This is a genomic window from Achromobacter sp. D7-1 (genome assembly GCF_059760445.1).
On sequence record NZ_JCBAMT010000129.1, the window covers coordinates 1 to 14,146 of the forward strand.

The 14,146-nt window shown below is 66.8% G+C and carries 12 protein-coding genes; 4 read left to right on the top strand and 8 right to left on the bottom strand.

What is annotated here, in order from left to right:
- From AC6LKD_RS31170 to AC6LKD_RS31205, 8 genes are all read right to left on the bottom strand, one after another.
- On the bottom strand, nucleotides 1-1,556 hold a 1,556-nt coding region (locus AC6LKD_RS31170; protein WP_498118418.1), incomplete at its 3' end, for a Clp protease N-terminal domain-containing protein.
- A gap of 18 nt (nucleotides 1,557-1,574) precedes the next feature.
- A complete protein-coding gene (gene tssG / locus AC6LKD_RS31175) occupies nucleotides 1,575-2,666 on the bottom strand; it encodes a type VI secretion system baseplate subunit TssG (RefSeq protein ID WP_498118419.1) in 1,092 nt (363 codons plus the stop codon).
- Nucleotides 2,630-4,468 carry a type VI secretion system baseplate subunit TssF gene (gene tssF / locus AC6LKD_RS31180; protein WP_498118420.1) on the bottom strand — a complete coding sequence of 613 codons (1,839 nt, stop codon included), beginning with the start codon at nucleotides 4,466-4,468 and terminating at the stop codon, nucleotides 2,630-2,632. Before tssF ends, tssG begins: the two co-directional genes overlap by 37 nt.
- Before the next feature lie 54 nt (nucleotides 4,469-4,522).
- Nucleotides 4,523-5,011: a type VI secretion system baseplate subunit TssE gene (tssE, locus tag AC6LKD_RS31185; protein WP_013396288.1), complete on the bottom strand. Its 489-nt coding sequence runs from the start codon at nucleotides 5,009-5,011 to the stop codon at nucleotides 4,523-4,525.
- 62 nt (nucleotides 5,012-5,073) lie between these two features.
- Nucleotides 5,074-5,577 (bottom strand): Hcp family type VI secretion system effector, encoded by a 504-nt coding sequence (locus AC6LKD_RS31190; protein WP_006395404.1) that lies wholly within the window; start codon nucleotides 5,575-5,577, stop codon nucleotides 5,074-5,076.
- A gap of 40 nt (nucleotides 5,578-5,617) precedes the next feature.
- Nucleotides 5,618-7,111: a type VI secretion system contractile sheath large subunit gene (gene tssC, locus AC6LKD_RS31195; RefSeq protein WP_013396289.1), complete on the bottom strand. Its 1,494-nt coding sequence runs from the start codon at nucleotides 7,109-7,111 to the stop codon at nucleotides 5,618-5,620.
- Nucleotides 7,104-7,628: a type VI secretion system contractile sheath small subunit gene (gene tssB / locus AC6LKD_RS31200; protein WP_013396290.1), complete on the bottom strand. Its 525-nt coding sequence runs from the start codon at nucleotides 7,626-7,628 to the stop codon at nucleotides 7,104-7,106. Before tssB ends, tssC begins: the two co-directional genes overlap by 8 nt.
- A 44-nt stretch (nucleotides 7,629-7,672) precedes the next feature.
- Nucleotides 7,673-8,350: a hypothetical protein gene (locus AC6LKD_RS31205; protein WP_498118421.1), complete on the bottom strand. Its 678-nt coding sequence runs from the start codon at nucleotides 8,348-8,350 to the stop codon at nucleotides 7,673-7,675.
- A 225-nt stretch (nucleotides 8,351-8,575) separates the two neighbouring features.
- Between AC6LKD_RS31205 and tssJ the strand changes: the two genes are divergently transcribed.
- The 4 genes from tssJ to AC6LKD_RS31225 form a co-directional block, all read left to right on the top strand.
- Nucleotides 8,576-9,157: a type VI secretion system lipoprotein TssJ gene (tssJ, locus tag AC6LKD_RS31210; RefSeq protein ID WP_080551106.1), complete on the top strand. Its 582-nt coding sequence runs from the start codon at nucleotides 8,576-8,578 to the stop codon at nucleotides 9,155-9,157.
- Nucleotides 9,158-9,238: 81 nt separating this feature from the next.
- A complete protein-coding gene (gene tssK / locus AC6LKD_RS31215; protein WP_498118422.1) occupies nucleotides 9,239-10,585 on the top strand; it encodes a type VI secretion system baseplate subunit TssK in 1,347 nt (448 codons plus the stop codon).
- A gap of 9 nt (nucleotides 10,586-10,594) precedes the next feature.
- Entirely contained in the window at nucleotides 10,595-11,374 is a 780-nt protein-coding gene (gene icmH / locus AC6LKD_RS31220; RefSeq protein ID WP_013396294.1) for a type IVB secretion system protein IcmH/DotU, read from the top strand.
- A 39-nt stretch (nucleotides 11,375-11,413) separates the two neighbouring features.
- Nucleotides 11,414-14,146 (top strand): type VI secretion system Vgr family protein (locus tag AC6LKD_RS31225; RefSeq protein WP_498118423.1); only part of this gene is annotated, 2,733 nt, incomplete at its 3' end.

Genomic DNA, 14,146 nt, shown 5'->3' on the forward strand with positions numbered 1-14,146 from the left:
CTCCAGCCCAGATGCTGGTCGCCGGCGGCGTCGGATGTGTATAAGAGCCAGTGCCTGCCCAGTTCGCTCTCCTGCGCCAGCCGCGCTTCCGCGTCCGTCAGCGTCGCGCGCGTGGCGTCCATTTCCAGGTCCAGTTCGCGCAGGCGCGCGGACTGTGCCGCGCCCGCCGCGGCTTCCCGGCGCAGGGCGGCACGCTCGGTCTCCAGGCGCGCCAGGCGGTGGCGCGCGTCGTCGATCAGCGCCGGCGTGGCGCTGCGGCCCAGGGCCACGCGCGCGCAAGCCGTGTCCAGCACGCTGACAGCCTTGTCCGGCAGTTGGCGGCCGCTGATGTAGCGGTGCGACAGGCGCGCCGCGGCGACGATGGCCTCGTCCAGCACGCGCACGCCGAAATGCTGCTCCATCAGCGGCGCCATGCCGCGCAGCATGCTGGCGGCCAGTTCCTCGCTGGGCTCTTCCACCTTGACGACCTGGAAGCGGCGCGCCAGCGCGGCGTCCTTCTCGAAGTACTTCTTGTATTCGCTCCAGGTGGTGGCGGCGATGGTGCGCAGTTCGCCGCGCGCCAGCGCCGGCTTGAGCAGGTTGGCCGCGTCGTTCTGCCCGGCCTGCCCGCCCGCGCCTATCATGGTGTGGGCTTCGTCGATGAACAGGATGATGGGCGTGGAGCTCTGTTTGACCTCGTCGATCACGTTCTTCAGGCGGTTTTCGAATTCGCCCTTGACGCTGGCGCCAGCTTGCAACAAGCCCATGTCCAGCGTGCGCAGCGCCACGCCGGCCAGCGCCGGCGGCACGTCGCCCGCCACGATGCGCAGCGCCAGCCCTTCCACCACCGCAGTCTTGCCCACGCCGGCTTCGCCCGTCAGGATGGGATTGTTCTGGCGGCGGCGGGTCAGGATATCGATCATCTGGCGGATCTCGGCATCGCGGCCGATCACCGGGTCGATCTTGCCCTCGCGCGCCCTTTCCGTCAGGTTGGCGGTGTACTGGTCCAGCGCCGGCGTCTTGGACAGGCCGGCCGCGGCGGCCGCGCCATCCTGCCCGGCGTCGCCCGCCAGGCTGTCGCCCAGCGCCACCGATTGGCCTGCCTCTTCGGAGCCCGCCGTCAGCGCGGCGTAGTCATGCTTCAGCTCGTCCAGGCGGAACGATTCGAACAGGCGCGAACCGCGCCGCGCCAACTGGGCCAGATCCGGTTCGGTCAGCAAGGCCAGCAGCAGATGGCCGGAACGGATGCGGGTGGTCTGCGTGTCCAGCGAGGCGATCAGCCAGGCATGCTCGAACAGCCGCGGCAGATGCGGCGAGAACACCGGCGTGCGCGTGTTGCCATTCTTGAAGCCGCGGATTTCCGCGTTCAGGTCCGCTTCCAGCACCGCCGACTCGATGCCGCTGCGCCGCGCCACGATGCTGAAATCGCTGGCCGGCCTTTCCAGCAGCGCCAGGAACAGGTGCTCCAGGTCCACCTCGTAGTGCCCCTGGGCCATGCACAGGCTGGCGGCGCGCTCGGCCGCCTGGCGGCAGGTCTGGTTGAGCTTTCCAATCAGGGTCTTCAAGGGTGTGGCCATGTTCTAGGTCGTCTAGTCTTAATGAATGGTGTGCAATTCGTAGCTGGCGTCGTCGCGGTCGGACGCCACGGCCTCGGTGCAAAGAAAGGAATTCCAACCCAGGCGCGCGCCGCCGCCTTCGCCCAGCACGCTGCCGCCCACGTCTTCCTTGGCCATCACCAGCCGCACCTCGTATTCGAAGCTCATGCCGCCGAACATGGTCAGGAGCTTCTCCAGCGCCTGGGCGCGCGCGCCGCCGGGCAGGAAGTCGGTGAACGCCTCTTTGGACAGAGGGCCGATCCACAGCCGGATGCGCATGTCGCGTTGCCAGATGCGGTCGCCGGCCATGGCGGAGACGCCCAGCACCGCGCCGGGCATGCCCAGCTGCGTGCGGTTCTGCGGCGGTACGTGATACCAACGCCCGACGAATTGCTCCACCCGCAGCGCCACCTGGAAATAGTCCGCCAGCACGCGTTGCAGATAAGCCGCCGAAACCGGCCGCTGGCGCGCCGCCGCGGCGTAGTGCGCCAGCGATTCGTCGAACACCCGGCCCTGTCCCGATTGCAGGCGGTCGCGCAGCGCCGGATGGCCGATGCCTCCCAACGCCAGCAACAGCGGCAGGTAGTGATGGTCCTGTTCGGTCTCGTGCCGCACGGGCATGCGGTATTTCTTCCAGGCCGCATAGAACAGCGCCGCTGCCCGGTTGGAGAAGATATCGAAGAAGGCGCGCGCGCCACGGTCGCGCCGCGAGCTTTCGCGGGTGCTCAGGATCTCGGTGTAATGCAGCGGCATGGCGCCCTGCGCGCCCAACAGGCCGAAGAACGCCGGCTCGATTTCCACCCGGCCCAGGTTGCCTGCCGCCAGCGCCGCCAATCTTGACTCGGTGTCCTCCAGCGCCTGGCCCTGCTTGTCATAGGCCGTCAGCGCCGCGATCTCGCTGGCGGGAAAAGCCAGCGACGACGAATTCAGGAAGCGCAGGTGCGTGGGCACGGCATTGCGCGCACGGCTGCCTTCCTGCCGGGCGAACCACGACTCCAGCACCCGCACGGCCTGGAAGAACTTGAAGCGCTGCGGCTCGGCCAGCAGCGATTCGATTACGCTAGGATCGCGTCGCCGTTGCATGGAGCGCACCGTAGGATTTCGTCCGCGCCGCGGCGCGACAGCACGACCAGCTGCACGAAGCTGTTGGCGTGCACGTAAAGGCCGAAGAAGCGGTTGATCACCGCCACGAAGGCATGCAGGCTGGTGCCGACGAAGTTGTCTTCGTTGATCGTCAGCCGGATTTCAATGCCGCGCACGAAGGTCGCGAAGGGCTCGCCGGGCATCCAGTGCGTGGCGGGCTTGTAGTCCAGTCCGACCAGCCCTTCAATCTGGCGCGCCGCCACCGCGGAATGCGACAGGTCATACAGCCGCAGCGTTTCCTTCAGCGCGGGCAGACCGCTATGCACCAGCGACAGATGGTTCAGCGCCAAGTGGGAAATGAGCCGCCAGTGCGCCGCCCGCCCCTGCTGGAAGCGGTGCGTGTGCGTGGGCCGGCGCAGCATGCGGATTTCGCGCGCGATCGAACCGCCTTCCAGGAACAGGTCGCCGCCCGGCTGCCCCACCGCCAGATGCGCGGGCAGGTCGCGGTTGGTGCAGGTCAACTCCAGGCTCAGGGTCTCGGTCTGCGGCAGCGAGGGATCGAAATCGATGTCCACGATGGACAGTTCCATTTCGTAGCCGGGGCTACGCTCGGCCACCATGGAATTGCGCCGCGCGGTCCAGTAATGGCTGGCGCCATCGGGCGTCTCGCCATGATGCAGCGAATAGAAGGGCCGGAACTCCACCACCGAATCGCCCTGCGCGTTCTGCCGTACCTGGCGCACGCGGTCGATCGAATAAATCTCGTAGCCATAGGCGCGGCGCGCGTCTGCCACCACCGGATAGGAGGCCTGCGCATGGGTGACGCGGATGGGGTCGGCGCGCTGCGCGAACAGATTGACGACGGGCGTGCAGCCCAGCCGGAAGTTGTCGGACGAGGCCGATTCCAGCAGACGCGCCGTATTCGAGTCGGCGCGCACGCCCTTCAACGCCAGGTGCAGCGTGAATTCGCGCACCGGACCCGCCGCGCGCCGCAGCGCCGCCAGATCGATGTCGACGAAATTGAATTTCTCGGAGAACGCGAAGTACTCGGCCAGCAGCCGGTAGGCGGGATGCGAGCTGGCCGGGAAGTCGATCAGGGCTTCGTCCTCGGACAGCCCCACCTCTGCCAGCGGCACGTCCTGCATGCGGTTCCAGCGGCCCGGCTGCGTTTCCAGATAGGCCGCAGCCGTGCGCAGGAACAGACAGTCCCGCAGCGCGGCCACGAACGAGGGCTCGCCATGCAGGTAGACGCGCAGGCGGTCCACCGCCAGGTTTGAAAAGTTCTGCGTCTCGGCCAGGCACGCCAGTGTCAGCGACAGCCGGCCCGTCACCCCTGCCGGCAGGCTGGCCGCCGACGGCGCGTTGGCCGTGGCGGCGAACACCACCTGGCGGATGCTCACCGGCGCCAGGGTCACGTCGTATGCCGTGCGGAAGCGGCACGCCACGCCGCGCACGGGATGCGATTTCAGTTCCGTGCCGCGCGCCATGCGCACGGGCGCGGTCAGCTGCGAGGCCATGCCGCCCATATCGAACTGCGCCACCGAGCACGACGGGAACGGACGCAGGTAGTGCGGATACATCACCTCGAACAGCGCTTCCGTGAACTCCGGATAGTCGTCGTCCAGCTTCTTGTTGATGCGCGCGCCCAGCAGGGCGAACGATTCGATCATCCGCTCGACGTGCGGATCCTCGCAGGTTTCGCCGGACAGCCCGAGCCGCGCGGCGATCTTGGGATAGCGCTGCGCAAAATCGCGCGACGAACCGCGCAGAAAACCCAGTTCGCGTTCGTAGTAAGGCAGCAGTTCTTCCATCTTTCCCTTCTTCGCTGGCGGCATGCCGCCAGCGCCCGCGTGCATGGTTTGTTATCAGGCGGCGGCGGCCGCGGCCTTGGCCCGGCCCTTGCTCACCGAGTACTGCAAGGTCGACGGCTGCAGCGTCGCGTCGAACGTCACTGGCTCGTGGGCAGGCCCCACGTCCAGCATGGCGGTAATCGCGAAATACAGCACCGAGGTCGCGCGGCTGTCCACCTGCAGCAACACCCGCACATGCGTCAGGCGCGGCTCATGGCGGGCGATCGCCTGCTCCAGCGACCGGCAGATGAACTCGCGGTCGTAGTGGCTGGCCAGGCTCAGGCCGGAAAAATCCGACAGGCCATAGGTCAGGATGGACCGCTGGCAGTTCGGATAGCGCTTGAGCGAGTCTTCGGTGAAGACCATGCGCGTATTGAGCAGGGCCTCGATGTCGCGCGCGACCGTTTCCTTGATTTCTTCCACCGACAGGCGTCGCAGCGCATGCGGTGTCTGCCCGTCCCCGTCGAACAGCTTGTCGAACAGGCTGGGTTCGAATCCCTTCATCGCGGCCTCATTGGGCAAAGGCGCCGGACCGGCCGGGGCCTTTGCCGTTCATGCGGTCAGGTTCAGACCGAGTACGTCTTGTCGTTCTTGGTGAGGCTCCATGCACCCTGGGCATTACCGCCCTGGTTACCGCCCACCTTCTGCTGCGTGTACTTCCACTGCACCGCGGCGTACTTCAGCGAGAACGATTCGTGCGGCAGGCCTTCGCTGACGACTTCCGGCGCCACGCGCGAGATGATCACGTACTTGAGCTTGATTTCCAGGTACTTGACGCGGTTGCCTTCGCCGTCGGCGCGCAGGAAATCGATGGTCACTTCGTCGAAGGTGGTGCCGCCGGACGCGTGCTGATACAGCAGCGGGCTGACCACGTCCAGGTCCTTGGTGAAGACCATCTCGCCGTGCTCGGTGCGCTCGGCGGTATGGCCACCGGAGGTGGAGGCGGTAGCCGAACGCGGCTGGATGATCTCATGGCGCCACGATCCGACTTCGATCCAGTCCGGATGGTCCTTGTCCTGCGACTCGCCCTTGAGTGCGGGATTGCCGAATTTGACGTAGATGTCCTTCATTAATAGCCTCTCCAGTTAAAAACGTCGAATCTGACGGTGATCACGATTTCTGGGCCTGGGCGGGAAGTTCCGCAACCAGGCGCAGCGAAATCGAAAGCTCGTCGAGCTGAAAGTGAGGCCGCAAAAACGCCACGGCCCGGAACACGCCGGGACGTCCCGGCACTTCGGCAACCTGCACCGATGCCTCCCGCAAGGGGAACTGCGCCTTCTGCTCCTGGCTCGCGTTGTCGTCCAGCAGCACATACTGCGAGACCCAGCGGTTCAGGAAGCTCTCGACAGATTGCGCGGAGGCAAAGCTGCCGATCTTGTCTCGCATCATCGCTTTCAGGTAGTGCGCCACGCGCGATACCGAAAAGATGTATTGCAGTTGCGCCGACAGCACCGCGTTGGCGTTGGCGCTGTCGGTGTTGTACTTCTTGGCTTTCTGCACCGACTGCGCACCGAAGAACGCGGCGTAGTCCGAGTTCTTGCAGTGCACCAGCGGGATCAGGCCGAGGTCGCTCAGTTCCTTTTCGCGCCGGTCGGTAATGGCGATTTCCGTCGGGCACTTCAGGGCGATCTCGCCGTCGTCAGTCTTGAAGGTGTGGGTCGGCAGGTTCTCGACCAGGCCGCCGCCCTCCACGCCGCGGATCGCCGCGCACCAGCCGAAGTCGGCGAAGGCGGCGGTCAGGCGCGCGCCGAAGGCCCAGGCGGCGTTGCACCACAAGTACTTGGCATGATCGGTGCCGTCCACTTCCTCGACGAAGTTGAAGCCTTCCACCGAGGTGCCTTCCTTCGGGTCATACGGCAGGCGGCCCAGGAAGCGCGGCATGGTCAGGCCCACGTAACGCGAGTCTTCCGAGTCGCGGAAGCTGCGCCACTTGGTGTATTCCACGGTGTCGAACACCTTGGCCAGATCGCGCGGGCGGCCCAGGTCGGCAAAGCTGTCCAGGCCCAGCAGCTCGGGCGAGGCCGAGGCGATGAAGGGCGCGTGCGAGGCCGCCGCCACGTGCGACATCTGCTCGATGAAGTACATGTCCTCGGGCTGGCGCGTGACTTCGAAGTTGCCCAGCAGCGCGCCGAACGGCGAGCCGCCGAAGGTGCCGAACTCTTCTTCGTAGACCTTCTTGAACATCAGGCTCTGGTCGAAGTCGATGGCGGTCTGGAAGTCGCGCACCAAGTCGCGCTTGGTGACGTTGAGCACCTTGATCTTCAGCATCGGCCCGGTGTTGCTCTCCTGGCACAGGTAATGCAGGCCGCGCCAGGTGCTTTCCAGCTTCTGGAACTCGGCGCCATGCATCACTTCGCTCAGCTGGGCCGAGATCAGGCGGTCCAGTTCGGCCACGCGGGCGTCCAGCATCGCGGACAGGTTGTCCGATACGACGACGGTGCCCTTCATGACTTCGCGGGCCAGTTCGCCGATGAGATCCTTGGCGCGGTCGTGCTCGGCCGTGGACTTGGCCACGCGGCTCTGTTCGACGATCTGGTCCAGCAGGCCCGAGTCAGCCTCGGCGGCGGGCGCGGATACGTTCTGCGCGGCGGCGGAATTACTCATTGCTGCCTCCCTTGCCGTTCTTGCCGGCTTCGCTGGTCAGTTGCTGCAGTTTTTCCGTGCTGCTGAGCACTTCACCCAGCAGGTCTTCCAGCTTGTCGTTGCCGGCCAGCTTGTTGCGCAGGTCGGCCAGCTTGGTGCGGATGTCCAGGAGCTCCTTGAGCGGCTCGATCTGCTGCACCACCGCTTCCGGGCGGAAGTCCTCGACCGAACGGAACTTCAGGTCCACGCCGAAGGTGCCGCCTTCGTCGGTCAGGCGGTTCTTCACGCGGTAGGCGGCGCGCGGCTCCAGGCCGCGCATCACGTCGTCGAAGTTGTCGACGTCGATGTTGACGAACTTGCGGTCCTTCAGGCGCGGCAGTTCGGCTTCGGACTGCGCGCTGAAGTCGCCGACCACGCCCACGACAAACGGCAGTTCCTTCTGCTCGATCGCGTCGCCCTTTTCGACGTCATAGGTCAGCTGCACGCGCGGCGGACGTACTTTCTGGAGTCTTTTCTGAACGCTTTCTTTCTTAGCCATGGGGGCTCCAAGCGAAGTGCATAGTGAAGAGGCCGTGGGCCCGATCAGGGTTTGAGGAGATTGCCGAAAGGATCCGGCGCGCGGCCGGCCGGGGCCACGCCAGTAGCCGCCGGAGCCGTGGACGGCGTTGCGGCGGGGTTCGCCGCGGGGTTCGCGACGGGGTTTGCAGCAGATGTTGCGGACGTTGCGGCCGGCGTCGTCGCCGCCGCATTGGCGGCGGGCTTGGCCTGCTGCCCGGCGGCTGCGCCCTGCGCATCGTTGCGCCGCGGCTGGCGCGGACGCGGGGGCTTGTAGCCCTCGGGGAACAACACATCCTGGCCCAGGGTTTCACGCATGGCGGCAGCCAGCGCCACCGCATCGGTGCGGGCATTGCCGGCGAGCAGCGCATTGGCGCGCAGATCGGCCAGCGACTGCATTGCCACGCGCAAGCCGCCCACCGCGCGCACGGTCTTGGCTGTGAAGTCTTCGGGGTCGCGATTCAGCGCTTCATCGGCCGCGACGATGGCCTCGCCGTACTTCTGTTCGTCGAAGCGGATCTTCGCGATGTACGACCACGGCTCTCCGCGTGCGGGATTGAGCAGGGCGATTTCCTGGAACTCGGCGACCGCCTGATCGTTGCCCTTGCCCGCCAGGGTCTGCGTGGCGTGCGTCATCGACTGCTTGTACTCGGCGTCGGTCTGCGGCTTGGGGGACGTGGCGCAGCCCGCGAGGAAGGCCAGCATTCCGCTGATGAGGAGAACCCGGGATATGTGCATTTTTTTGGTATGTAGGAGGGTGTAACCAAGGCCGCGTATTTCAACAACCTTTTGTTAGCGCCACACTACAGTGCATTACGTCATGTAACTTGCCACGAAACTTCGCTCATCGTGCCGCGATCTGTATGTTGTCGCAGCCTTCCGGTATAAAGAGCCATGTCAAAACATCTCTATTTTTCTCGGTGCGTGGCGATGGCCGCCGTCATCGCGGCAAGCCCCGTAATCAGCGGTTGCGCAGCGGTTTCAGCGATTGGAGCAGTGGCGGGAATGACCGGCGGCATGATGGATATGGCGGGTCTGAAAAAGGACCCGAATGCGCCCGTCGATGTGAAATTGGCGATACACGCCGGAGAAAATTTGAATGCGAGTAGCGGCCAGCCTATGGCTGTGGTTACGAAAATATACTATTTGAAGAATGCCGAGGCATTTCAACGCGCACCGCTCACGCAATTGGTTGATACTGACGCCGAAAAGGCGGCATTAGGCGACAGCATCATCGCCTCGCGCGAAGTCACCCTGACGCCGGGACAGCGTTACGAGCACCTGGAAAAAGTGCCAAAAAACGCTGCCTACATCGCTGTCGCGGGCTTGTTCTACGCGCCCGCGCCGCAGCGCTGGAAATATGTATTCGAAGTAAAGACCGCCGAGGACAGCGGCATCGTCATGGGCGCCCATGCCTGCGCGATGTCCGTGGTCACTGGACAGATCGTGTTGCCGCCGGGCATGCCCGGCTTCGACCCGGCCCGCCTCGGCTCGGTGCAATGCCCGAGCTGAACGCGAGCCGCCCGCGCCCATGGCCGCGTCTCGCCGCCGTCATCAACGCCCTCTCTATATAAGAAGCAAGAGCCAAAAAACGTGAGCCATTCAGCGAAGATATTGTGGGGAGAGGGGCTGTTCCTGCGGCCCCAACACTTTCAACGCCAAGACGCGTACCACGAGGCCCGCCTCGCGGAAATGAGCCGCGCGCTGCATCCCTATGCGTGGGGCTTGCGCGCAGCGCGCTTCGACGCGGCGGCGCTTGCCAACGGCATGCTGCGCGCCACCGAGCTCTCCGCGATCTTTCCCGACGGCGAGATCTACAGCGCGCCCCACAACGACGACCTGCCTCCCGCGGTAGCGCTGGACGGCCTGGACGGCGCCAGCACGGCGGTGTTCTACCTGGCGCTGCATCCGATGAAGGACGTGGGCGGCAATTACCGCGACACGCGCCAGGAACAGGGCTTCGACGCGCGCTATGCGCATCAGGACAGCCCCGCGCCGGATCTCTACACCAACGCCAGCACGGCCGAACTCGCCTTCCTGCGCAAGAACGTGCGCCTGCTGTCGGAACACGAGCCGCGCGACGCGCTGCTGACCATCCCCGTGGCGCGCGTGCGCCGCACCGCCAGCGCCGGCTATGAACTGGACACCAGCTTCATCGCCCCCAGCGTCACGGTGCAGGCATGCAGCGCGCTGTTCGAGCAGTTGCGCCGTCTGCTTGACGCGCTGCAAGCCAAGGTCAACGCGCTGTATGGCTTTCACCGCGAGCCGAACAAGAACATCATCGAATTCCGCTCGGGCGACGTGGCCTCGTTCTGGCTGCTGCACACCTGCAACGAGGCTTATTCGGCGCTGTCGCACCTGTTCCACAATCCGCAGCTGCATCCCGAGCGCCTTTTCCAGGAGATGCTGCGCTTGGCGGGCGCGCTCATGACCTTCTCCAAGGTGCACACGCTGGCGGACCTGCCGGCCTATCAGCACGATGCGCCGGGCGCGGCCTTCGCGCAACTGGACGAGATCCTGCGCGACCTGCTCGACACCGTCATCTCCACCCGCTACTTCTCCATCGTGCTGGAAGAGCTGCGCCCCTCGTTCCACGTGGGCCGGCTGGACTCCGGCAAGCTCGACGAGACCACCGCGCTCTACCTGTCGGTGTCCGCCGCCACGCCGGCCAGCGAACTGGCCGAGACCGTGCCGCTCCGCTTCAAGGTGGGCGCGCCCGACGACGTGGAAAAGCTGGTGCTTTCCGCCATGCCCGGCGTGCAGCTCGTCTACACGCCGCAGGTGCCGCCCGCCGTGCCCGTCAAGCCGGGCGCGTGCTACTTCACCCTGCAGACGCGTGGCTCGCTATACGACCGCATGCTGCAGGCGCGCAGCATCGCCATCTATGCCCCCTCGGGCATACCCGATCTGAAACTGGACCTCATCGCCGTCACCCGCTAGAGCCTGCCCATGACCGCCGACGCGCCTTCCCTGATGCCCGGAGCCTCGCTCCCTCCCCGAGCCGCCGATTTTTACGGTTCGCGCCCCGCGAAGTCCTTGCTGGACCTGCTGTACGACGGCTTCCTGATGCTGTTCCTGCTGAAAAGCGGCCAGGAACCCGTCGACGCCGCTTCGTTCTCGGCGCGCGTGCAGCAGTTCCTGGCGGACTTCGAGCGCAGCGCCAAGAAGATGGATATCCCCGCCGAGGACGTCTACGCCACCAAGTACGCGTTCTGCGCCGCGGTGGACGAGACCGTGCTGAACTCCGGCTTTTCCATCCGCGACGCCTGGATGCTGCAACCGCTGCAGCTGACCCTGTTCGGCGAACAGCTCGCCGGCGAGAACTTCTTTGCCCGCCTGGAAGACCTGCGCGCGCAGGGCGCGCCGCGCCTGCAATCGCTGGAAGTGTTCTATATGTGCCTGCTGCTGGGCTTCCAGGGCAAGTACATGATCGAAGGCCAGGAGAAGCTGGGCTATCTCACGGCGCGGCTGGGCGACGAGATCACGCTGCTGCGCGGCAAGCGCTCGGGCTTCGCGCCGCACTGGCCCCTGCCCGACAAGATCGCCCATACGCTCAAGCGCGACGTGCCGCTGTGGAGCATCGGCGCGCTATTCGCCCTGCTGGGCCTGCTGGCCTATCTGGGCATGAGCCACTTCCTGAACCGCGACATGCAGACCGCCATGGCTCCGTACCATGACATCGTCAAGATCGGGCCGCGCGCCGCGCACCTGACCATTTCGCTCCCCTGACCCGCTACCCTGACAGCCGCAGGCCGACCGCTCCACACCATGACCGACCGTTCCCAAGCGCCCGCCGGATTCAGCAGCCTGGATGTTGCCGCCCTTTCCCAGAACGCCCGCATGCTGCAAGTGCGCACGCCGCTGGACGCGGCGCTCGCCGTAGAGCGCATGAGCCTGCGCGAAGGCGTCTCCGAACTGTTTGCCCTGACGCTGGACTGCCTGGCGTCCTCGGCCGAACTGGACGTACAGGCCCTGCTGGGCCGCGAGATCAGCGTCAGCGTGCTTCTGGCAGATGGCGGCAGGCGCCAATGGCATGCGGTGGTCGAAGGCGTGGACGCGCTGGGCGCCGACGGCGGCCTGGCGCGCTACCGGCTGCACGCCGCGCCCTGGCTGGCGGCCCTGGGCCTGCGCCGCGACAGCTTTCTGTTCCAGGACAAGTCGGTCACCGACATCCTCACCGAGATCTTCGCCGACTATCCGCAGGCGGCCTACTCCTTCGACATCGCCGAGCCGCCCGCGCCGCGCCCGCTGCGCACGCAGTACCGCGAAACCGATCTGGCTTTCGTGCTGCGCCTGCTGGCCGAAGCCGGTTTGAGCTTCCGCTTCGACCATCAGCAGGGCGAGCAGCAGGACGACGCCTCGGGCGGCGCGCGGCACCGGCTGGTGGTGTTCGACACTCGCGCGGCGCGGCCCGCCTGCCCCGACGCCACGCTGCGCTTTCACCGCAGCGACGCCACTGAAACCGAAGACAGCATCACGCGTTTCGGCGGGGCCCGCGCGGTGCAGTCCAACGCCGTCACCCGCCTGGCCTGGGACGACCGTAAGCTGCTTGCGCACGCGGCGCATGCGCAGTCCGACGTCCCGGCCGGCGCGGTGCCTCGCTTTGAAGACTACGACTACGATGGTCACGGCCGCTACTCCGACAGCGACGGCGCGGAACTTGCAGCCGCGCGCAGCCTGCAGGCGCATGAAGCCCGCATGGTGCGCTTTGACGGCGGCGGCACGGCCCGCCAGATGATGCCCGGCCATGACTTCACGCTGACCCAGCACAGCCGCTATGCCGCGGGTTCGGGCCAGGCCGTCGATGAGATGGGCGGCAACCGCTACACGCTGCTGCACGTTGAACACGAAGCCGCCAACAATCTGGGCAGCCAGGCCGCACGGGCGCTGGGCGAATCCGACCTGGAGCACGGCTCGTACCGCAACAGCTTCAGCGCCCTGCCTGCGGCCGCGCCGCTTGCGCCCGGCTGGCGCGCCAAGCCCACGGCCCCCGAGGGCCTGACAGCCGTGGTGATGGCCGCGCAGGACGCGCCCATTTCCTCGGGTCGCGACCTGCGCATCAAGGTGCAATTTCCCTGGCAGCGCGGCGCGCGTCCGCTGCCGGGCGGCCTGGCGCATCGCAGCCATGGCGACGACACTGGCAACGCGCCGGGCGACGACAGTTCCGGCACCTGGCTGCGCGTCGCCGGCGCGCAGGCCGGCCCCAATTGGGGCGCGCACCATCTGCCGCGCAAAGGCACCGAGGTCCTGGTCGAATTCCTGGACGGCGACATCGACCAGCCCGTGGCTTCGGCGCAGCTGTACAACGACGCCGACCTGCCGCCCTGGTCCGCCGGCGAGGACGCCGCGGCCAACCACCCTGGCACGCTCAGCGGCTGGCACAGCAAGGGCCTGGACGACGCGGGCCACAGCCAGTGGCTGTTCGACGACACGACCCGGCAGATGCGCACGCGCCTGTCCAGCTCCATCGGCGCCACGCAGCTGGGCCTGGGCTATCTGGTCGACCAGGCCGCGGACGAATCGAACCGCGGCGCATGGCGCGGCACCGGCTTCGAGCTGCGCTCGGATGCCTGGACCGTGGTGCGCTCCGGACAAGGCATGCTCGTGTCCGCCAGCGCGCGCGAAGACGCGCGGTCCACCCAGGCCGACGCACAGGAAGCGCTGACGCGCCTGCGCGGCGCGCAACATGCGGCGCAACGCCTGGATGCCGCGGGAACGAAGCGCCAGGCGCGCGCGCTCGCGGCCACCAGCCAATATGACGCGCTGACCCGTGCCATCGACCCCAAGGGCGATGGCCGCTATTCGGGCAGCGTTGGGGGCCAGCAGGCGGTCAAGGCCGGCGGCGGCGAACGCAGCGGCACCGAGGCGGTCGAGCGCATCGACGGCGCCCGCATGCTGATCGACGCGCCGTCCTCCCTCAACTTTGCCACGCCCGCCTCGGCCATCCTGCACGCCGGCGAGAACCTGCACGTCACTGCGCTGGCCGACGGCCACGTGGCCGCGCGCCAGACCTTCGCCACGGCTTCCGGCCGCTCCACCAGCCTGTTCGTCCAGGACGGAGGCATCCGCGCCGTCGCCGCCGAATCGCCGGTGTCGATCCACGCGCATACCGACATGCTGGAGATGCTGGCCGGCCAGGACATCACCGTCACATCCACCTCCGACAGCATCGAGATCCTCGCCAACAAGAGCATCACTTTGCAGGCCGCGGGCGCCAGCATCGTCATGAATGGCGGCGACATCCTGTTCAAAGGACCGGGCATGTTCTCGGTCAAGGGCGCGTCGCACAATCTGATCGGACCGGCCAGCGATGCGGCCGCGCTGCCCGCGCTGCCGTCCACGCAGGTGGGCGACCCGATGCTGGTCACGGCCGAACTGGTGCACCGCCCCAAAGCCAAGCTGCAGGCGCAGGCCAGCTCCGGCCACGCGCTGAATGCCGCCGGCGCGACTGGCTCGGGAGCCCCCCCCCCACCGCCCGCCGCCGCCCCCACCGCCGGGCCC